This is a genomic window from Ciceribacter sp. L1K23, from assembly GCF_018122705.1.
Lineage (GTDB): Bacteria > Pseudomonadota > Alphaproteobacteria > Rhizobiales > Rhizobiaceae > Allorhizobium.
The window spans coordinates 1,552,666-1,572,321 of the sequence record NZ_JAGRRC010000001.1 but is presented as its reverse complement, the minus strand read 5'-3'; the positions used below and the strand labels follow the sequence as shown (position 1 = coordinate 1,572,321).

The following is a 19,656-nucleotide window of genomic DNA, read 5'->3' as shown; positions in this document are numbered from 1 at the left end:
ATGCACGCGCGGCCCCTGCTGATCGCTATCGTCAGGCGCAATCCGCGCCGGTTACTTCAGAAGCCCGGCTTCCTTGTAGAACCGTTCGGCACCCGGATGCAGCGGAATGCCGACGCCGTTGAGCGCGGTGTCCTTGGTGATCACCTTGCCCTTGGCGTGGCCGGCGTCGAGCTGCTTGCGGGTGTTGTCGTTCCACAGCGCCTTGGTGATGCCGTAGATCAGCTCTTCCGGCTGGTCGGCGCTGGTGATCCATTGCGCGCCGACGGCAAGCGTCTTCACATCGTCCGCATTGCCCTCATAGGTGCCGCCCGGAACCGTGTCGGCCGCGAAGAAGCTGTACTTCTCGCAGATCGAAGGCGCCTCGTCGCACGAGATCGGCACCAGCTTCACATCGTGCTGGCTGGCAAGCTCGGCGATCGCGCCGGCCGGATAGCCGCCGACGAAGAAGAAGGCGTCCATGGCGCCGTCGCGCATGCGGTCCGCCGCCTGGTCGGGCTTCAGATATTCGGGCGTGATGTCGGATTCGGAAAGGCCATAGCCTTCCAGGATGACGCGTGCATCGACCAGCGTGCCGGAGCCCGGCTCGTCCAGCGAAACGCGCTTGCCCTTCAGGTCGGCGACGCTGTTGATGCCGGAGCCGGCGCTCGCCACCAGGTGGATGCTTTCAGGATAGAGATTGGCGATCGCGCGCAGGTTTTCCACCGCGGGCTTGCCTTCCCAGATGCCGGTGCCGGTATAGGCCCAGGTTGCGACGTCGGACTGGGCGAAGCCCGATTCCAGCGTGCCGCCGGCAATGGCGTTGATGTTGGCAACCGAACCGTTGGACGACAGCGCCGAAGCCACGAGCCCCGGAACCCCGCACGAACCGCCCTCTTCGCAGGCGCGCGAGCCCGGAGGACTGGAGATCGCATTGGCCAGAAGACCGCCGATCGGATAATAGGTTCCGGCCGTGCCGCCGGTGCCGATCCGGAAGAACGACATGTCCTGCGCCCCGGCCGACGTCGCGAGCCCCAGCGCCAGCAGAGCGCCTGCGATCGATGTAAAGTGTCTCATGATACCTCCCGGTTTTTTCTCTTGGACATCCCCCAAGCTTATGGATGTTCGCCGGGGCGTGCAAGGCGTGGGGAGCGGACGGTTTGGGAAGGGGAGGAAATTCGGGTTGTTTTGTCGGGAGTTGGGTTAGGCGGGAGGATGCTAGGATGAGATGCCGAGCATGCGGACTGACTAGAATGGAACGACCGAGTTGGGGCAGAGAACCGGACTAACGGCTTCAGGGCATTCAGATGTAAGAACGGACAATCGGCCTGGCACACCCACATAAAGTGCGGCATTTCGCGTTCCATGCCGGATCGTTCCAATCGATCCGTAGTCTGAGGTTCCCTTTCTTGAAGATGCTTTTACGCCTTTCGGCGACCGAAACTCATTGGTGGTAGAGCCTGCGTCGGCATCTTTCACGGCTGGCGCAGAATCTGCTAGATAGACGAGCAAAGAACAAGCTGAGGGGGGACTGGATTTGACTGTAAATCTACCGCGGCGGCCCGTACGCGAGGCGCTTTCACGCTATCAGATCGGCGGCGGCCGTGGGCGCTAGCTATCCAACTAAAATCATCCTCGCCTTCCGCAGCGGCGGCGTCTGCGCCATGCCGAAATGCGGCAAGCACCTGACGTATGACTCACCGTCCGGCGATGACACTTATGTCGGCGAGGCCGCTCATATCAAAGGTGAGAAACCGAAGGCTGCACGCTACGAAGCCGCCATGGGAGATGAAGAGCGCGACCATGTCGACAATCTGCTCTATCTCTGCACCGATCATCACACGATAATCGACAAGGTGCCCGCAGATTGGCCGACGGAAAAACTCATCGAGATCAAGACCAAACATGAGAAGCAGGTCCGGCAGGCTATGGAACTGGCCTTTGCCGATGTCGCTTTCCCCGAACTCCAGAACGCCGTAGCATGGGTTTCTAACCAGCCGCCCGCGATAAACGGTTCCTTCGAACTCACCGCACCCGAAGAGAAAATCAAGAAGAATGCGCTCACGAATGGCGCACGTCACATCATAGCCGCCGGACTCATGTCCCGCGACACGGTCGCCGCATATGTTGAGGCGGAAGCGCAGCTCGATCCCGATTTCCCAGAGCGCCTAAAAGCCGGCTTCCTCGAAGAATATTTCAAGCAGCGTAAGGAAGGACATAAAGGCGACGAGCTATTCGAGCTCATGTGCGCATTCGCGCAGCGAGGGTTACGGAAGCAAGCTGACAGGACGGCGGGTATTGCGGTCTTGGTCTATCTGTTCGAAATCTGCGACGTATTCGAGAAATGATCCTGCCAACCAAACATATCCCGCAGAATGAGGCCCTACTGGGCGTGGGCGCGACGATGCTTTCGCACCTGCATGGGCCGATGACGGTCTCCGGACTCTGGGAACGCCTCCGCTCCGAACCCAATGTTGGAACGTTCGAACGCTTCGTGCTGGCCGCGAACCTCCTCTACATGATCGGAGCCATCGACATGGAGAATGGTTTGATCGTGAGGGCCGCTCCATGATCCGTTCCGTTCGCGCCAATAAAAGAGGTTTCCACACTGCCACCTTCCAGGTCGGCGTGAACCTTGTCCTCGCCGACCGGTCGAAAACCGCCGGTGACAAGGACACCACCAACGCGCTCGGCAAGTCGACCTTGATCGAGATCATCGACTTTTGCCTCGGCAACAATGCCTCCCCCAACAAGGGGCTTCGCGTCGAGGCTCTGGCAGGTTGGGCCTTCACCCTCGAACTGACGATCGCCACCAAAGTCGTGGCAGTCACACGCGAAACGGACTCTCCCGGATTCATCGCGATCGAGGGGCAGACCGATCATTGGCCCATCAAGCCGACGCTTAACAAGGAAGGCCTGTCCGGTCTCGATACCAAGAAATGGCGCACCATACTCGGTTGGGCGATGTTTGGGATCGGTGAACTGGCATCCGACGCGGGCTATAAGCCATCGGCGCGGTCGCTCCTCTCCTATTTCGTACGAAATCAGGCGGCAGCCTATAACACACCATTCAAATATTTCGATAATCAGAAGACCTGGGACATTCAAGTACACAATGCGTTCCTACTCGGTCTTAACTGGGAAAAGGCCGCAATATGGCAGCAACTCAAGGATCAAAAAAACGCCCTCGAAGCGCTCAAACAGGCAATCAAGACCGGCGCAGTCGACGGTGAACTGGCATCCCTCGGCGAACTGGAAGCGGAGCGACTGCGCCTGTCGAACCAGCTTGAGCGTGAGCGGGAGGCCCTGTCCAATTTTCGCGTCCTGCCGCAATATCGCGAGATCGAGGCGCAGGCCAACGGCCTGACTGTTGAAATTCATGAGATGGTCAACGCCAACATCATCGACAAGCGTCGGCTCGATCGATATCGCGATTCGCTAAGAGGTGAAGACCCGCCGACCGATACCCGCCTGGAAGCACTCTATGCTGAGGCAGGCGTTGCCTTACCCGGGGCCGTCGTCAAAACCCTCACCGACGCTCGAAGTTTCAACGCCAAGATCGTGTCCAACCGGCGCGATTTCATCGCAAGCGAGGTTTTTGCCCTCGAAAGCGCCATCGCCGAACGACAGATCCAGCTCGCAACGTTGACAAATCGGCGCGCCGAATATCTCAACACTCTCGCCGGCCAAGGCGCACTCGAAGAGCTGACACAGCTACAGGATCTTCACGCCGCAACTCGCCTAAGAGTTGACGCATTGACAACCCGCATCACTCAGCTGCAGCAAATGACGACCAAGGCCGATACGATCAAGGTCGAGACCGTCGCGCTCAAACGATCGGCGACCCTCGACTATGAGGAACGGCGTGAGGTCTGGTCGAAGGCGCTTAGCCTGTTCTCGGAATTCTCCGAGAACCTCTACAAATCGCCTGGGCGACTCGTCATCGACATTGGCGATACCGGCTACAAATTCGATGTCGAGATCGCCGGCAGCCCGAGCGAGGGTATCAGCAAAATGAAGATTTTCTGCTACGATCTGATGCTGATCTCCTTCGCACGCGAGCGCGGCCTGGGCATTGACTTCCTCATCCACGACAGCACCATTTTCGATGGCGTCGATCCGCGCCAGCGTGCCCATGCCCTCGAACTGGCTGCGGCCATGGCCACGAAATACGGCTTCCAATACATCTGCACACTGAATACTGACATGGTGCCCGCCAAAGACTTCTCGGGCAATTTCGACTTCGAAGCCCTGGTCCGTTTGCGGTTGACCGACACCGACCCCAGCGGAAGCCTGCTCGGCTTCCGCTATTAACACCCCAGCCATGATAAGTTGGTCGCAGATGAAGCGGTCCAGAGACATTATTCGGGCTGTCTGAGCGGACCTTCCAGATAGTAGGCAATGAGGGCTCCGAATACTCACTTCGACATTTGCTTGGCCGCGTTGTCGCCGGCGGAGCTCAGCACGCGAGAAGTCTGCTTTCCGGAGAAAAATCAGATCGGCCTTAGCAACTGAAAAGAAGGCTCCGTCCCCCTCACCCCCACAAACTCCAGAAAAACCGCCCTGACACCACCAGCAGAAACACCCCGAAGCCGATTTCCAGCTGGCGTTTGCTCATTTTGTGCGCCAGCTGCGCGCCATAGGGGGTGACGAGGAAGGTGATGGGGATGATCAGCGCCACCGCGATCCAGTTGATGAAGCCGGTGGAAAACGGCGGCAAGAGCGGATCGCCCCAGCCGGCGACCACATAGCCGGCGAGCCCCGGCAGCGCGATCAGCACGCCGACCCCGGCCGACGTCGCCACCGCCTGGTGGATCGGCCGGCCGTAGAAGGTCATGAAGGTGTTGTTGAGCACGCCGCCGCCGATGCCCATCAGCCCGGAGAGCAAGCCGATGCCGGTGCCGACGAGAAAGCGCGCCGGCTGGCCCGGAAGGTCGGTGCCGAGCTGCCAGCGCCCGTGCAGGAAGATCATCCTGATAGCAAGCGCCAGCGCAATGCCGGCGAAGATCGCCCGCAGTGCCTCGCTCGAGGCATAGGCCGCGATCACGCTGGCGAGGATCGCGCCAAGCGGCACGGCGAGGATCCAGCCCTTGAGCAGATCGTGGTCGACGGCGCCGCGCTGCCGATGCGCCAGGAACGAGCGGATCGAGGTCGGCACGATGATGGCAAGCGACGATCCCACCGCCAGATGCATGCGCACCGCATCGTCGATCCCCACATAGCCGAAGATCTGGTAGAACACCGGCACCAAAACCGCCCCGCCGCCGATGCCGAACACGCCGGCGAGCAACCCCGCCACTGCGCCCGCCGCCATCAGCATCCCGCCAAACATCAGAAGGTCGGAAATGGGGTACATGTCACACCTCGTGCGGACCTCGCCCACCGAAGGGTGGCCCGTTGCAGACCGACGCCCGCCAACCGCTCCGGTCATCCGGACCGCCGGCGCCAGCGTCATAAGATGGTGACGTTGATAGCGGATTATCCGGCCCGGACAAGGAAGGCATGGCCGATCCCGGTACGCTTCCCGCAAACCGCTCCGGGACATCGATCTGGAGGGCATTGCGAGGGGGTAATCCTCAAACGCGCACGGCCGCGGCAACCGACGACCGGACCAACCGATACCCGAGACCGCGAGCGGCAGGCCTTGCCTTCCGGTCCCGTCCTTTCCTCCAGCCGCGGCCTCCCCGCCCGCCGCGACGCTGGGTTTGGCCGGCGCTCCCCCGCGCGCCGGCTATTTTTTTTGCCTTGCGGCTCAGTCGACCGTCCGGCTCGGAGGTTTTGAAACGCCGCCGGTCACCGTCGGGTCCGGCGTGATGTCCGTCGAGGCCTCACCCAGCGTGTCCTGCGGCATCGCAGGTGCCACAGCAGGCGGCGCGACGACATAGACAGGCTGATCCGTGCCGATCCCGTCGACGACCGGCTGCTCGGTCGCCCCTTCGGCGATCACCATGTCCTCCGGCGCGATGGGCACAGCCGGCGGCGGTGCCACGACCGTTTCCTGCAGCGTCGTCCCCGGCGCCGCGCCGATCCCGAGCCCGGCATCCATGCTCACCCCGTCGGCGGGAATGGCATACGCCCCCCCGGCAAGCGTCTCGCCACTTGTCTCCCCGGACGTCGCGTCATCGGCCACCACAGCGCTGCCCGCCGGTTCGGCCCAGGTCTGCGTCATCGCCGCACCCGAAGCCGTCTCCGGTGGCACGATCGGCTGCGCCGCCTGGTCGGCCATGGGCGCGTCCGGAAAGTCGGCGGCGGCCATTGCGCCGCTCTCCGTTGCGTCGCCGGTGTCGGCGCCGGGATCGCCCACCCGGCCAATCAGCTGCCGGCTGCCATCGACACGGCCGACGAGCTGCCGGTCCGGGCTTGTTCCCGATCCGATCTCCGCCGGCGGCAGGAAACGCTCCGGCGAACAGCCGGCCAGCGGAACGACCGGCACCAGCAGCGGCAGAACCCGCCGGCAAAGGGAGGAAAACAGCATCGACACACCATCCCGCGACAGCTCACCCGCCGCGCCTTCGCGCCAAGGATGGCCGAGAGACGTTTATCAATCCTTTCGGGCGCTCCTGCCGGCACCGGCGCCTCCGTCCACGCCGCATCGGCATGCGCGCCTTCGCCCTATCGCCTCACGCCCCTGGCCCTGCTAAGAGAGAGCGTATCGCAAGGCACGCCTGGAGGCAGGAGGTTGACATGCCAGGATCCGACATCATCCGTTTGACGCTCGCAGCGACGCTGTTCGTCGCCCCGGCCCTCCCGGTGGCGCTGCCGGTACTTGGGGCCGCGTCGCCCGCCGCCGCCCAGTCCTCCTGCGACCGCTGGACTTCCGACGTCTGGGAGGTCGAGGGCGGCGAGGCGATGACGGCCTCCGTTTGCGCCAAAGGCCCCGCCGAGCGCCCCGCGCAGCTCTACCTGCAATGCTGGGAACCCGGCAGTTTCGCCCTCACCTTCGATGACGGCGGGTCCGGCACCCCGCCCGGCGACGATTACGAGTACAAGGGCACCTTCGTCTTTTCCTCGGGCGGCACCCGCGTCGAGAAAGAGCTTGCCTTCATGGCCATGGACGGCGTCATGGTCGCCGATATCAAGGCCGACGAGCCGCTCGCCACCCTGCTTGCCGGCGACGGCCCGCTCACCGTCAGCCCGCCCGGCCCGGACTTCGTGGAAGCCACCTTCCCGCTTTCCGGCGCGCGGGAGGCGATCGCGGCCGTCGCCGCCGATTGCGCCGCGCAATAACCCCCAAAAAGAAAGGGGCCGGCGCCAGGCCGACCCCCATCCATCGACGCCGCTGCCCCCCGGCGCGGCGCCTGATCGTCACGCCGCCCGGCGGCCGCCCTGCTGGGCTTCAGTGCCGAGACGCAGCCGGCCGAGCAGTTCGCGCAGGTTGCGGGCCTCCGCGGCAAGCGTCTGTCCGGCCGCCGTGGTCTCTTCCACCATCGCCGCGTTCTGCTGGGTCATCTGGTCCATCTGGTTGACCGAGGTGTTGATCTCCTGCAGTCCGGTCGACTGTTCGCGCGCGGCCGTTGCGATCGTGTTGACGTGATCGTTGACCCGGTTGACCAGTTGCTCGATCTCGATCAGCGCCTCGCCGGTGGAGCGCACCAGCTTGACCCCACCTTCCACTTCCGCGGCGGAATCGTTGATCAGCATCTTGATCTCCTTCGCCGCATTGGCCGAACGCTGCGCAAGCTCGCGCACTTCCTGGGCCACGACCGCGAAACCGCGACCCGCCTCGCCCGCACGCGCCGCTTCCACGCCGGCGTTCAGCGCAAGCAGGTTGGTCTGGAAGGCGATCTCATCGATCACCGAGATGATCTGGCTGATCCGGTTGGACGCGCCCTCGATCCGGCCCATGGCATCGACCGCGCTGCGCACGATTTCGCCCGAACGGTTGGCCGACGCCTTGGTCTCGTTGACCATCTCGCGCGCCTCGTTGGCCCGTTCCGAGGAGGTCCGCACGGTTGCGGTGATCTCGTCGAGCGCGGCTGCGGTTTCCTCGAGGGCTGCCGCCTGCTGCTCGGTGCGGCGAGACAGGTTGTTGGTCGCCTCGCTGATGCCTTGCGCGTTTTCCGTCACCACATTGCTGGTCTGGCTGATCGCCCCGAGCACGCTGCTGAGCGCGCCCACCGCCGCGTTGAAGTCGCGTCGCAGCTTCTCGTATTCCTCGCCGAGCGCGCCGATCGAGACCGTCAGGTCTCCCTGGGCCAGACGCTCCAGCGCCGTACCCAGTTCGTGGATCGCATGCTCCTGCCGCTCGGCCGATGTGCGCAGCACCCGTTCGTTCGACTGCCGCTCGCTGTCGAGCGCCTGCTGCTGCTCGGCCTCGCGGACCCGCAGGTTGAGCCGGTCCTTAACGGAGTCGCGCAGGATGAGCAGCGTCTTCGCCATCTTGCCGATTTCGTCTTTGTTGTCGGCATCGACGATCTCGGTGTCGATGCGCTCCTCGGCGATATCCGCCATCGAGGTGCGGATGCGGGCGATACCGCCGCAGATGCTGCGCACGACAAGCCAGGCCGCGCCGGCGATCAGCAGGATCGCCACGACGCTGATCGTACCGTACTCGATCGCGTTGCGACGGAAGGCGGCCGCCAGGTCGTCGGCATAGACGCCCGTGCCGACGATCCAGCCCCAGGGTTCGAAGCCGATGACGTGAGAGAACTTCTGCACCGGTTCGTCAAAGCCGGGCTTCGGCCACAGATAGTCGACGAAGCCTTCCTTGCTGGCCTTCACGGTATTGACGAACTCGACGAACAGGAACTTGCCTTCCGGGTCCTTGTTCTGGCTCAGATCCTTGCCGTTCAGTTCCGGCTTGATCGGATGCATGACCATGGTCGGGGTCATGTCGTTGATCCAGAGATAGCCGTCGGTGCCATAGCGCATCGCGCCGATCACCTCTTTCGCCCGCTCCTGCGCTTCTTCGCGCGTCAGCGTGCCGTCGACTTCCATCTTGTGGAACTTCTCGAACACCTTGATCGCCGTATGGTCGATCGAGGCCAGACCCGCGCGCCGTTCCTGCGCGAGGGAGTTGTAGGTATAAAAGACGCTGAAGAACAGCGTGGTGACCAGAACGGCCAGTGCCAGGGCAACAAGTAGGTAGAGCCGCATGGCGATGCTGATACGGTGCATTCGTCATCCTCCTAAATAGCGCAGTACGCGTATTAATATTGCTAAATTACGGTATAGGAGTATGTGAATGTCATTCCTTTATGAAACACTAAAGCCCCCTTGTTTTCGGAGGAGTTATCTAAAAAAAGCGATGTAATTGACGGAAAGTTGAACGAAACTCGCATGTATACGAACGAGATTCGGCCATGGAAGGGATCGAGGATGACGGAAAAAGCCATGCCGGGCGGCGAACTGACGCTCAGAACCCTTGCCATGCCGGGCGATGCCAACGCCGCCGGCGACATTTTCGGCGGCTGGGTGATGGCCCAGATGGACCTCGCCTGCGGCATCCGCGCCGCCGAGCGGGCCCGTGGCCGCGTCGTCACGGCGGCCGTCGAGAAGATGGCCTTCGACATGCCGGTCAAGATCGGCGACACGCTCTGCGTGTATACAGATATCAGCCGCGTCGGCCGCACCTCGCTGACGCTTTCGGTCGAGGTCTGGGCCCAGCGCTACCTCACCCACACCATGGAAAAGGTCACCGAGGCCACCTTCGTCATGGTCGCGCTCGACGGTGAAGGCCGCCCGACCCCGGTACCGCCGGCGTGAGTTGACCCGGCCGACCTGCCCGGCCACGCCAATCGACTTGGCACGTGCGCGTAACCCGCCCATCTCCCGACCAGCCCCTCTCTCCCGCCGCAATGTGCGAGCAACCGAGACAACCGCCGCCGTGACGGTTTCTCCGGCTTTCCAGTGGATATCTAGGGGAACGAGGGCGAGGAGTGGCCATGCGCCGCCAAGGATCGGTAAACCATTTCAACGCTTTCGCCCCCTGCCGAGTGCCGCTGACCACCCGCGCGAGACCCCGTTAACGAACTCTTATCGAATCCATGGAAGCGTGCGGTCAAATACGCGTCGGCGTGCCGATCACTTTGATTTTAGTTTTGTTTTCAGCTCGGGATACCATTTTTGGACAACCTAGCCAGCATCGGCCGGACCCGCTTCGCAGCGGCGATCCATGAAGTCCAGACAAGGGTTCTGATGGCCGGCCAGCCGTCCACCCTGGCCTTCAACACCCTCATCGTCGTCTCCGTGACCCTCCTCACCATCGCCGTGGGCGACGGGTTCTACGCCATTCTGGGCTGGGCCGCCGCGGTCCTGACAACGATCGCCTTTCGCGCGGCGCTGCAGGTCTGGTTGCGCAAGCGCCAGCTGCCGGCCATGGCGCCGCAATTCTGCCTGAGGGCCATCGGCATCGGCGCGCTCTGCTCGGGTCTTGCCTGGGCGGTCCTGCCCTTCGTCATCGCCGATTTCGAGGGCACCGGCGCGGATGCCTATGTCTACCTGATCATGATGGGCATTTCCGGCGGCGCCGTCATTCGCGGCATCGGCTGCGCCTATCCGAGCCTTGCCTTCGCCGTCCCGGTCCAGCTCGCCATCCTGGTCTCGCTGCTGCGCACCGGCGGCACGGTCGATCTGGTGCTTGCCGCCAATGTCGTCGCCTTCACGGTCATCCTCGTCCGCAGCAGTATCGACGCCGAGCGCGTCTTTGTCGGCAACGAACTGGGCAAGCTGGAAGCCACCTCCCTTGCCGGCTCGCTGTCGCGTGCCAACCGCGACATTCAGCAGTCGAACAGCCAGCTCGAGGTTGTCGCCAGCCGCGACTCGCTGACCGGCCTTCCCAACCGCACCCGCTTTGCAGAAACCCTGGCGCACACGATCGACGTGGAACGGGAACCGGCCTGCCTGCTGCTGCTTGACGTCGACCGCTTCAAGACCATCAACGATACGCTCGGCCATGGCGCCGGCGATGCCGTGCTGAAGGAGGTCGCCCGTCGTCTTCACGCGGCGGCCGGCGAGACGGGCCTGATTGCCCGGCTCGGCGGCGACGAATTCGCCATTCTGGTGACCGGAGAGGATGCGGTATCGAGGGCGGCAGTGCTTGCCGACCGCATTCTCGACGTCAGCCGCCAGCCGGTGGCGCTCGCCGGCACGGCGCTCTCCATCGGTCTCAGCATCGGTCTTGCCGGTTATCCCGACCATGCCGCCTCGGCCGGCGAACTGCTTGCCTGCGCCGATATGGCGCTCTACGCCGCCAAGGAACGCGGCCGCCGCCGCGTCCAGGAATTCGAACCGACCATGAAGTCCCGCGCCGACCGCCAGCGGCTGATCGAGCAGGATCTGGAAGCCGCCATAGACCAGTCGCGTCTCGAAGTCTGGTTCCAGCCGCAGGTGAGGCTCGATACCGGCGAGATCACCGGTTTCGAGGCGCTGCTGCGGTGGTTCCACCCGCAGCTCGGCGTGATCTCGCCGCCGGAAGTGGTCGAGGCCGCCCAGGCACTGCATCTCGCCGAACGGCTGACGGAATTCGTCGCCGACCGCGCCTGCCGGCTGCTCTCCCGTCTCGCCGGCCTCGGTCTGCCGGCCGCCACCGTCGCGCTCAACGTGTCGCCCAACGAGTTCGCGCTCTATTCGGTCGCCGACATGTTGGAGCGCGTCACCAACGCCCATGCGATCGATCCCCGGCTGCTGGAAATCGAGATCACCGAGGAGGCGATCCTCGATGCAGATGGCGCCGGCGAACAGCTGAAACGCCTCGAAACCGCCGGCTACAAGCTGGCGGTCGACGATTTCGGCATGGGTCATTCCTCGCTCGCCTATCTTGTCAGCCTCAAGGTCGACCGCCTGAAGATCGACCGCAGCTTTGTCACTGGCGTCTCCGAGACCCGCGCCAACCAGGAACTGATCACCGCCCTTGTCGGCCTCGGCCAGGCGCTGTCGATCGAGATTGTCGTCGAAGGCGTCGAAAGCGCCGGCGACGCCGCCACCCTCAAGTCCCTCGGCTGCCGCATCGCCCAGGGCTACCACTTCGCCCGCCCCATGCCCGTCGAAGCCCTCGACGCCTGGCTCGACGTCAGACGGGACCGGCCGGGCAAGAGGAAGGCACGGCATCTGTCGGTGGCGTGACGGGGGCGCAGCAAAACCTACGTACCGCTGAATATTCGGTCGACTGTGCGATGGATCAGCTGGTAGGGGGCCCAAGGGGGACGTAATCCTCCTTTTTCCGATTTAAATCGCTATCGTATTCTGGCCACGCGAGACAGCTTAGCTCTCGCCAACGTTAAGTCGGTGTTATCGACCCGCGTGTAACGGTCGCCATCTACGCCGTTTAATGATATTGCGGGAAACGGACAGCATCTGGTGGTTCAGTCTGCATATCAATCTGAACCCCTAAACTAACGAGAGAACTCTCTTTGCGCCCACATTTGTCCGATTTTTATATTGAGAGCTTCAGAGAGCTACGCTCAGTCGACCTAAGCGGTTTGGAGCAAATAAACCTAATTGTCGGCGGGAATAACAGCGGAAAAACCTCTGTGCTAGAGGCAATAGCAATTGCTCTGTCACCTGTGGACGTAGTTGATTGGTCTGCGACAGCGCGAAGTAGGGAAGTACGTTCTGCCTTTCCGGCAAGCGACGGTCTAAGTGCCCTTGACGCCATCAAATGGATGTTCCCACACGATAAGGGTAGAGGGCTAGAACGACCTGATCGAATAGCGCTCCATATGCGTGGTTCATGGATAGTAGATAAACTCGTTGCTCATTGCACGGTGATCAGAGGAATAACACCGGAAGTCTTACGCAACGATACGGTGCGCCGTAGCCGTCGTAGCCGAGAAGACGCTTTTGATCTCGAAGAAACCGGATTGCACCTTGAGATAACTGCTAATTTGAACAATAGTCTTGCTGACGATCCTGAGCCTTCGCTATTCGACCCGGAAGAAAAAATTCTCTATAGAGACGTTTTTCTCTGGCCATCAAGCGGATTAACACAGCGGCAACGTTCGGCTCCAAGACTTAGAAAAGTATTGCTTGCCCCCTACTCTCATCGAAATCAACCTCTACTGCTAAAAAGTATATCAAGATTAACCCAACTCGGCTTTAAGGATCGCCTGGTAGATCTTCTCAAAAGCATCGATAATGACCTCCGCGATCTTGATATAATAACATCAGAACCATTTTACAGGCCGACATTGTTGGTTGAGCGTAAAGGTGCGGGATTTGTACCAATTAGCGTGCTTGGCGATGGGTTCCGCCGTGCGCTTTCCATCGCACTAGCTATGGTGGAGGCACGTTCTGGCGTGCTTCTTATAGATGAAATAGAGACTGCTTTTCACGTAAGTGTTTTAGACCAAGTTTTTCCTTGGATGGTTGAGATTGCCCGTGAGTTGGATGTCCAAATCGTCGCTACAACGCACAGTCTGGAAGCGATTCAAGCTATGTCAAGCGACAGGACAGGCGTCGGAGCGCTATCGTTAGCTGCTTTCCATCTTAGCTCAGACGGCCCGGGTCTCCACTCTTCAAAGCGTTATAGTCTGGACATGTTGGGGCGTCTCGTCAGAGACCGTGGGCTGGACATAAGATAAAATGGGGCACTCGTTACTCGCTGTCGAAGGTGTTCATGACGCCGCCTTTTTCGGCCTTCTCCTTGCAGAACAAGGCTTGAAAAAGGTTGCGAAGGTAAGCGACGTTCCCTCTGTCTGGCAAAAGCTTATCCCAAGCAATTTTCCCGTGAACGACCGATTGGACCATGTTGTCCACTATCCGGACATTTATCAGCATCCAGAGAAATCCGATACATCAGTTGCTATCGTAGTCGGACGGGGTCAAACACTTATCAAAGATGAGCTTATAGATGCTGTCGGCATTCTAAAGTTGGAAATGATAGAAAAAATTGCAATTTGCATTGATGCTGATTTGGATGCGAACGGTGCGTTCTCGGAAATAAATAACATATTTAACGAAGTGAATGAGTGGGCGCTTCAACAAGGAGTTTTGAAGAAGGCCTTAGTGATTCCGGACAAAGCAGGTGAATTCTCTACCGGCAAACTAAGCCTCGGAGGATTTGTTCTACCGAACAATCTTGCTGAGGGGGCATTAGAGACGCTGCTGATCGAGTTGGCGAATGAGCGCTTTGGCGAAATTAGCAAAAGAAGCTCAGTTTTCATCAGAGAGGTAGATGAAGCCCATGATTCATCCGATAAACTGATGAAAAGATTTAGGAAGGGTGGAAACCGCCTTAAAACACATACCGCGATTGTCAGCAGTTTCCTCCGACCGGGATCAAATCTAGCTGTCTCCATTGAGCAATGTGACTGGCTGCCAGAAGGTGATCATATTGCATTGATTGAGGTTCGGAAGTTCATCAAAGACTTTCTGGCGTAAAAACTGTTTCACGGCGGATCGTCGGTGTCGGACATGGGGCACGGGAGTGCAGACTTGGCGCCTCACCGCTATTGATTGTCGGTCATCAACTCTCAAGATTGGCAACGCCCCCCTCACACCTTCGCCGCCAGCCTTGCCGTCTCCACCAGCATCCGCAGATCGAGGATCATCGGCCGGATGTCGCGGTCGAAGTCGAGGGCGCGGCCGCCGTGGGGCAGTTCGAAGAAGTCCTTCGCCGTTGCCACCAGCAGGAAGCCGTGCTTGTGGTGCAGCACGATCCGGATCGGCCGCTGCGGCCATACTGTCACGAGATAGGCAAGCGCCTTGCCGAGCGCCGGCAGCCGTCCGGAGGCCGCCTCGGCATTGTCGGTCCGGAATTCGTAGAGCACCGCCTCGGGCAGGCTCTCGTCCGTCACCGCCTCCAGCCCGCCGTCCCCGAAGATCGCCCGCGCCAGGCCCGCCAGCCCGACCGGACGCGGACCGCCGGAGAGGATGCCGGGAAAGCCCGTCTCCGGCGCGAAGGCGACGATCACGCCGCGAAACACCTCCTTGCGGCCCTTGCCCTTGCCGGTGGTCATGACCGTCTCCCCGATCAGGAAGCGGAAACCGCCATCCGTGCCGCCGATCTCGTCGCGGAAGGTCGCCTGCTCGTGCGGCAGGCAGGCCTTCGGAAACCGCTCCAGCACCCGCCTCGACCCTTCGGCTTTGTAGGAGAGATCGTCGACGAAGCCGAAGATCAGCGGCAGCAGCCGGTCGCGCATCCCCTGCCGGAATCGCCGGAGCGGCCGCTCGGACCAGAAAACGGCGCCGTAGGCCAGGCCCGCGATCGCCAGGCCGGCGAGGCCGGCGATGAACCGTCCGCCGATGGCGCCGACAACCAGCAGCAGCGCGACGACCGCCACGGCGAAACCCGTCAGCGCGGCGCCGCGCCGCATCCACGCCTCTCGTTCCACGGGCGCTCGCTCGGCATTGTAGGCGTCGATCTCCGCCCTGATCCGCGCCAGTGTCTCCGGCGCCGGCGCCAGCGCCTCATGCCGTTGATCCGCCATGATGTGTTCCTCGACCCGGCGAAAGAATACCACCGCACGGCCCCGGCGCGAAGCCGCCATGACGGAGCCCCGACCATCGCTCCCGAACCCTGACATATCCTGTCAGCATCCGCGCTTTCGTTTTACTTTTGTTCCGATTTTCCCCGCCCGGCCCCTTCCCTTTGCCGCGGCTGTTCTCCATATTCCGCCCATGGCCAGATCACCGAAGAAATCCCCCGCATCCGATGGTTTCGAAGAGCAGCCCCAGGCGTCGTTCGAAGGCGCGCCGCTCACCGGCAGCGTCGCCGACTGGGTGAAGCAGCTGGAGGCCGAGGCCGAGGCCTCGACCGTCGAAAGCCAGCGCGAGCTCGCCTCGAAAGCCGGAAAACACCGCAAGAAGATCGAGATCGAGGCCCGCAAGCACGCCGAAAAGGTCGCGCTGGAAAAGGCCCAGAAATCCACCACGGCAAAGAACACCACCGCCTCGAAAACCTCCCGCGGCGTCTCGATCGGCGCCTCCTCGGACCCGAAGACCCGCGCCGCCGCCGGCCTCAATCCGGTCGCCGGCCTCGACGTGTCGCTGGAGGAGGCCGAGGGCCTGTCGAAATCCGGCGTCACCGCCACGGTCGAGGCGCTGTCGGCGCTGATCGAGAGCGGCAATCCGCTGTTCAAGGACGGCCAGATCTGGACGCCGCACCGCCCCGCCCGGCCGGAGAAATCCGAGGGCGGCATCTCGATCCGGATGGCCTCCGATTTCGCCCCCGCCGGCGACCAGCCGACCGCCATCAGCGACCTCGTCGAGGGCCTGAATTCCGGCGAGCGATCCCAGGTCCTGCTCGGCGTCACCGGCTCCGGCAAGACCTTCACCATGGCCAAGGTGATCGAGGAGACCCAGCGCCCCGCCGTCATCCTCGCGCCGAACAAAACTCTGGCTGCGCAGCTCTATTCCGAGTTCAAGAACTTCTTCCCCGACAACGCGGTCGAATACTTCGTCTCCTACTACGACTACTACCAGCCGGAAGCCTACGTGCCGCGCTCGGACACCTACATCGAGAAGGAATCGTCGATCAACGAGCAGATCGACCGCATGCGCCACGCCGCCACCCGCGCCATCCTCGAGCGCGACGACTGCATCATCGTCGCCTCGGTCTCCTGCATCTACGGTATCGGCTCGGTCGAGACCTATACCGCGATGACCTTCCAGATGACCGTCGGCGACCGGCTCGACCAGCGCCAGCTGCTCGCCGACCTCGTCGCCCAGCAGTACAAGCGCCAGGACATCAATTTCGTCCGCGGCTCTTTTCGCGTGCGCGGTGATACCATTGAAATTTTCCCCGCCCACCTGGAGGATGCGGCCTGGCGCATCACCATGTTCGGCGACGAGATCGAGGCGATCACCGAGTTCGATCCCCTGACCGGCAAGAAGACCGGCGAGATGAAGTCGGTGAAGATCTACGCCAACTCCCACTACGTCACGCCGCGCCCGACGTTGAACGGCGCCATCAAGGCGATCAAGGAAGAGCTGCGCCTGCGCCTCGCCGAGCTCGAAAAGGCCGGCCGCCTGCTGGAGGCCCAGCGCCTCGAACAGCGCACCAAGTACGACATCGAGATGCTGGAGGCGACCGGCTCCTGCGCCGGCATCGAGAACTATTCGCGCTACCTGACCGGCCGCAAGCCCGGCGACCCGCCGCCGACGCTGTTCGAATACATCCCCGACAACGCGCTCGTCTTCATCGACGAAAGCCACGTCACCATCCCGCAGATCGGCGGCATGTACCGGGGCGACTTCCGCCGCAAGGCGACGCTCGCCGAATACGGCTTCCGCCTGCCGTCCTGCATGGACAACCGCCCGCTGCGCTTCGAGGAATGGGACGCCATGCGCCCGCAGACCGTCGCCGTCTCCGCCACCCCCGGCAACTGGGAGATGGAGCAGGCCGGCGGCGTCTTCGCCGAACAGGTCATCCGCCCGACCGGCCTCATCGACCCGCCCGTCGAGGTCCGCCCGGCCCGCTCCCAGGTCGACGACGTGCTCGGCGAAATCCGCGAGACGGCGCAGAAGGGCTACCGCACGCTCTGCACCGTGCTCACCAAGCGCATGGCGGAAGACCTCACCGAATACCTGCACGAACAGGGCGTGCGCGTCCGCTACATGCACTCCGACATCGACACGCTGGAGCGCATCGAGATCATCCGCGATCTCCGCCTCGGCGCCTTCGACGTTCTCGTCGGCATCAACCTTTTGCGCGAGGGCCTCGACATCCCCGAATGCGGCTTCGTCGCCATCCTCGACGCCGACAAGGAAGGCTTCCTCCGCTCCGAGACCTCGCTGATCCAGACCATCGGCCGCGCGGCGCGAAACGTCGACGGCAAGGTCATCCTCTATGCCGACCAGATCACCGGCTCGATGCAGCGCGCCATGGACGAGACCGCGCGGCGCCGCGAAAAGCAGATGGCCTATAATCTCGAACACGGCATCACGCCGGAATCCGTCAAGGCCCGCATCTCCGACATCCTCGATTCGGTCTACGAACGCGACCACGTCCGCGCCGACATCTCCGGCGCCGGCGGCAAGGGTTTTGCCGATGGCGGCCACCTGGTCGGCAACAACCTCCAGGCCCACCTCAACGCGCTGGAAAAGAGCATGCGCGACGCCGCCGCCGACCTCGACTTCGAAAAAGCCGCCCGCCTCCGCGACGAAATCAAACGCCTCAAGGCCGCCGAACTCGCCACGATGGACGACCCGATCGCGAAGCAAGAGGCGAGGAATACGGAAAATGGTGGTGCGCGGCGCGGCCGCGAGTCGATCTCCCCACCCGTGGGGGAGATGTCCGGCAGGACAGAGGGGGGCACCCCGAACTCCGACCACCCCCGCCTCTCCACCTCCGGCCGCAACAAGTCGGGCGTCCCCGAAGGCAAGGGCAGCAGCTTCTCGCCGGAAAACCCCGCCGCCACCTCCTACTTCGCCAGGCCCACCCTCAACGACATGGGCCCCGGCACCGACATGCCCACCCCCGCCGGCAAGTCGCTGTTCCGGAAAAACACCCTCGACGAAATGACCGTCGGCCGCACCGAGAAGCCGGTGACGGGCAAATTACCGGAGAAGCCCGCGACGCCCCCTTCTCCCCGCGAGCGGGGAGAAGGTGCCCGGAGGGCGGATGAGGGGCAGGCCGACGACCCCTCCTCGGGCTCGACCCGAGGACCCATCATCCGCGCCAAATCCGGCGCCGGCTCCTACGAAGACCCCGCCGACACCAGGCGCAAGGGCCGCACCAAGGGCAAGACCGGCCGACCGGGGCGTTAAGGATGATACGCTATCATCCAATTGACGCTGGCGTCACGGTCCCCTGCACCGACCTGTGCCTCAGCGGCATGCACCACAGCTATGTGTTTCTCGGCAAAGGCGATCCGTTGGTCGAGCACGAGGGCAATCCCTTCTCCGCCGACTTCAGTTTCACGGAAACGGATGGTACATCGCGCATCCTGCGCGTCTCCTTCGACCACGCCGACATCGTCCGCGTCCTTGACGAGGTGTATCTTGATAGCGAGCAATACGGTTTGGACAGGACCGGTTTGGTGCACCGGCACTTCGCCTATCGTGTCGAGAACAGCCGCTTCTGGAATGCCCAGTCGGAATTTTACCGGCAGATGAACCCCTCGGCGATACACTACCGCTTCATCACCGCAACGGCCTGCCTTGACGTGCTGACAGCGGCTGATGTGCAATTTTCCGTTTTCGACGACCCCCGCTGACACCAAGCGCTATGGGCGCACCAAGGGCAAGACTGGCCGAGCGGGGCGGTGATCCCCCTCCTCAAGCCTGCGGGCTCCGAAGCGGTGGCCGAAGGCCAGGCATCGATAAGGTCGGTGTCAGCGCCCGGAGTCCCGAGCGCGACGCCGCGCGAGGGCGATGGAGCCGCAAGAGGCATAACTGATTGGCGAGGCGAACTTGGTGAGGAGGGCAACCGCCTCAACCCGCCTTGACGAAAACCATCAACCCTCCATAATCGCCTCATCCCGAGGACAGCCCATGAACTCGATCACCGTCCGCATCCCCGACGAAACCGCCGCCCGCCTCGATCGACTGGCGGAAAAGCTTGCGCGTCCGGCCGACAGTGTCGCCGCCGATGCCATCGAGGCCTTTGTCGCCCGCGAGGAGTGGCGGATCGAGGAGATCGAGGCCGGCATCAATGAAGCCGACCGTGGCGATTTTGTCAGTGAGGACGAGGTCAACGCGGTTTTCACCCGTTTTGGCGCCAAACCCCTCAGTGCCTAATGGCACCTGTCTGTTCCACCAAACGCGCTCTAGGTCGCTTGACCAAGTAGGTCCCGTCTT

General features: G+C 62.4%; 16 protein-coding genes. 11 read left to right on the top strand and 5 right to left on the bottom strand.

The window, feature by feature from the left end; translation table 11 throughout:
* Positions 1-51 precede the first annotated feature (51 nt).
* A complete protein-coding gene (locus tag J5J10_RS07315; RefSeq protein ID WP_211929395.1) occupies positions 52-1,053 on the bottom strand; it encodes a TAXI family TRAP transporter solute-binding subunit in 1,002 nt (333 codons plus the stop codon).
* Positions 1,054-1,580: 527 nt separating this feature from the next.
* Between J5J10_RS07315 and J5J10_RS07310 the strand changes: the two genes are divergently transcribed.
* From J5J10_RS07310 to J5J10_RS07300, 3 genes are read left to right on the top strand one after another with little or no spacing between them, the layout of a single operon-like run.
* Positions 1,581-2,324 carry an HNH endonuclease gene (locus J5J10_RS07310; RefSeq protein ID WP_211929394.1) on the top strand — a complete coding sequence of 248 codons (744 nt, stop codon included), beginning with the start codon at positions 1,581-1,583 and terminating at the stop codon, positions 2,322-2,324.
* Complete coding sequence (locus tag J5J10_RS07305; RefSeq protein ID WP_211929393.1) at positions 2,321-2,548, top strand: ABC-three component system middle component 6; 228 nt, start codon at positions 2,321-2,323, stop codon at positions 2,546-2,548. Before J5J10_RS07310 ends, J5J10_RS07305 begins: the two co-directional genes overlap by 4 nt.
* On the top strand, positions 2,545-4,290 hold the full coding sequence (locus tag J5J10_RS07300) for a DUF2326 domain-containing protein (protein ID WP_211929392.1): 1,746 nt from the start codon (positions 2,545-2,547) through the stop codon (positions 4,288-4,290). The genes J5J10_RS07305 and J5J10_RS07300 overlap by 4 nt, the downstream gene beginning before the upstream one ends.
* A gap of 220 nt (positions 4,291-4,510) precedes the next feature.
* On the opposite strand, the gene J5J10_RS07295 is transcribed toward J5J10_RS07300, so the two are convergent.
* Together J5J10_RS07295 and J5J10_RS07290 are read right to left on the bottom strand one after the other, a co-directional pair.
* Positions 4,511-5,332, bottom strand: a complete 822-nt coding sequence (locus J5J10_RS07295; protein ID WP_211929391.1) for a sulfite exporter TauE/SafE family protein — start codon at positions 5,330-5,332, stop codon at positions 4,511-4,513.
* A gap of 396 nt (positions 5,333-5,728) precedes the next feature.
* Positions 5,729-6,451, bottom strand: coding sequence for a hypothetical protein (locus tag J5J10_RS07290; protein ID WP_211929390.1), 723 nt, complete (start codon positions 6,449-6,451; stop codon positions 5,729-5,731).
* A 209-nt stretch (positions 6,452-6,660) separates the two neighbouring features.
* Between J5J10_RS07290 and J5J10_RS07285 the strand changes: the two genes are divergently transcribed.
* Positions 6,661-7,203, top strand: coding sequence for a hypothetical protein (locus tag J5J10_RS07285; RefSeq protein WP_211929389.1), 543 nt, complete (start codon positions 6,661-6,663; stop codon positions 7,201-7,203).
* 78 nt (positions 7,204-7,281) lie between these two features.
* Here J5J10_RS07285 and J5J10_RS07280 read toward each other — a convergent pair whose 3' ends face one another.
* Positions 7,282-9,093: a methyl-accepting chemotaxis protein gene (locus J5J10_RS07280; protein WP_211929388.1), complete on the bottom strand. Its 1,812-nt coding sequence runs from the start codon at positions 9,091-9,093 to the stop codon at positions 7,282-7,284.
* 201 nt (positions 9,094-9,294) lie between these two features.
* Between J5J10_RS07280 and J5J10_RS07275 the strand changes: the two genes are divergently transcribed.
* The 4 genes from J5J10_RS07275 (at position 9,295) to J5J10_RS07260 (ending at position 14,295) form a co-directional block, all read left to right on the top strand.
* Complete coding sequence (locus J5J10_RS07275; RefSeq protein WP_208550974.1) at positions 9,295-9,681, top strand: acyl-CoA thioesterase; 387 nt, start codon at positions 9,295-9,297, stop codon at positions 9,679-9,681.
* Between the two features lie 360 nt (positions 9,682-10,041).
* Positions 10,042-12,039, top strand: a complete 1,998-nt coding sequence (locus J5J10_RS07270) for an EAL domain-containing protein (protein WP_249116696.1) — start codon at positions 10,042-10,044, stop codon at positions 12,037-12,039.
* Between the two features lie 596 nt (positions 12,040-12,635).
* On the top strand, positions 12,636-13,496 hold the full coding sequence (locus tag J5J10_RS07265) for an AAA family ATPase (RefSeq protein WP_249116695.1): 861 nt from the start codon (positions 12,636-12,638) through the stop codon (positions 13,494-13,496).
* A 1-nt stretch (position 13,497) separates the two neighbouring features.
* The gene (locus J5J10_RS07260) at positions 13,498-14,295 is read left to right on the top strand and encodes a DUF3226 domain-containing protein (RefSeq protein ID WP_211929386.1); all 798 of its coding nucleotides are present in this window, start codon (positions 13,498-13,500) and stop codon (positions 14,293-14,295) included.
* A 113-nt stretch (positions 14,296-14,408) separates the two neighbouring features.
* Here the strand turns inward: J5J10_RS07260 and J5J10_RS07255 are convergent, their stop codons facing one another.
* Positions 14,409-15,344, bottom strand: coding sequence for a hypothetical protein (locus J5J10_RS07255; protein ID WP_211929385.1), 936 nt, complete (start codon positions 15,342-15,344; stop codon positions 14,409-14,411).
* Between the two features lie 190 nt (positions 15,345-15,534).
* Here J5J10_RS07255 and uvrB point away from each other — a divergent pair, with 190 nt between their 5' ends.
* The 3 genes from uvrB to J5J10_RS07240 all read left to right on the top strand — a co-directional run bounded on the left by uvrB (position 15,535) and on the right by J5J10_RS07240 (position 19,596).
* Positions 15,535-18,624 (top strand): excinuclease ABC subunit UvrB, encoded by a 3,090-nt coding sequence (gene uvrB, locus J5J10_RS07250; RefSeq protein WP_211929384.1) that lies wholly within the window; start codon positions 15,535-15,537, stop codon positions 18,622-18,624.
* 2 nt (positions 18,625-18,626) lie between these two features.
* Positions 18,627-19,073, top strand: a complete 447-nt coding sequence (locus J5J10_RS07245) for a hypothetical protein (RefSeq protein WP_211929383.1) — start codon at positions 18,627-18,629, stop codon at positions 19,071-19,073.
* A gap of 277 nt (positions 19,074-19,350) precedes the next feature.
* Positions 19,351-19,596, top strand: coding sequence for a ribbon-helix-helix protein, CopG family (locus J5J10_RS07240; protein ID WP_211929382.1), 246 nt, complete (start codon positions 19,351-19,353; stop codon positions 19,594-19,596).
* Positions 19,597-19,656 lie beyond the last annotated feature (60 nt).

Excerpts from the sequence above, each read along its gene's own strand:
- J5J10_RS07265 (WP_249116695.1), top strand. The coding sequence starts at position 12,636 with ATGCGTGGTTCATGGATAGTAGATAAACTCGTTGCTCATTGCACGGTG.
- J5J10_RS07245 (WP_211929383.1), top strand. The coding sequence starts at position 18,627 with ATGATACGCTATCATCCAATTGACGCTGGCGTCACGGTCCCCTGCACC.
- J5J10_RS07240 (WP_211929382.1), top strand. The coding sequence starts at position 19,351 with ATGAACTCGATCACCGTCCGCATCCCCGACGAAACCGCCGCCCGCCTC.
- J5J10_RS07280 (WP_211929388.1), bottom strand. The coding sequence starts at position 9,093 with ATGCACCGTATCAGCATCGCCATGCGGCTCTACCTACTTGTTGCCCTG.
- J5J10_RS07295 (WP_211929391.1), bottom strand. The coding sequence starts at position 5,332 with ATGTACCCCATTTCCGACCTTCTGATGTTTGGCGGGATGCTGATGGCG.
- J5J10_RS07275 (WP_208550974.1), top strand. The coding sequence starts at position 9,295 with ATGACGGAAAAAGCCATGCCGGGCGGCGAACTGACGCTCAGAACCCTT.
- J5J10_RS07315 (WP_211929395.1), bottom strand. The coding sequence starts at position 1,053 with ATGAGACACTTTACATCGATCGCAGGCGCTCTGCTGGCGCTGGGGCTC.
- J5J10_RS07290 (WP_211929390.1), bottom strand. The coding sequence starts at position 6,451 with ATGCTGTTTTCCTCCCTTTGCCGGCGGGTTCTGCCGCTGCTGGTGCCG.
- J5J10_RS07260 (WP_211929386.1), top strand. The coding sequence starts at position 13,498 with ATGGGGCACTCGTTACTCGCTGTCGAAGGTGTTCATGACGCCGCCTTT.
- J5J10_RS07285 (WP_211929389.1), top strand. The coding sequence starts at position 6,661 with ATGCCAGGATCCGACATCATCCGTTTGACGCTCGCAGCGACGCTGTTC.
- J5J10_RS07255 (WP_211929385.1), bottom strand. The coding sequence starts at position 15,344 with ATGGCGGATCAACGGCATGAGGCGCTGGCGCCGGCGCCGGAGACACTG.
- J5J10_RS07305 (WP_211929393.1), top strand. The coding sequence starts at position 2,321 with ATGATCCTGCCAACCAAACATATCCCGCAGAATGAGGCCCTACTGGGC.
- J5J10_RS07300 (WP_211929392.1), top strand. The coding sequence starts at position 2,545 with ATGATCCGTTCCGTTCGCGCCAATAAAAGAGGTTTCCACACTGCCACC.
- uvrB (WP_211929384.1), top strand. The coding sequence starts at position 15,535 with ATGGCCAGATCACCGAAGAAATCCCCCGCATCCGATGGTTTCGAAGAG.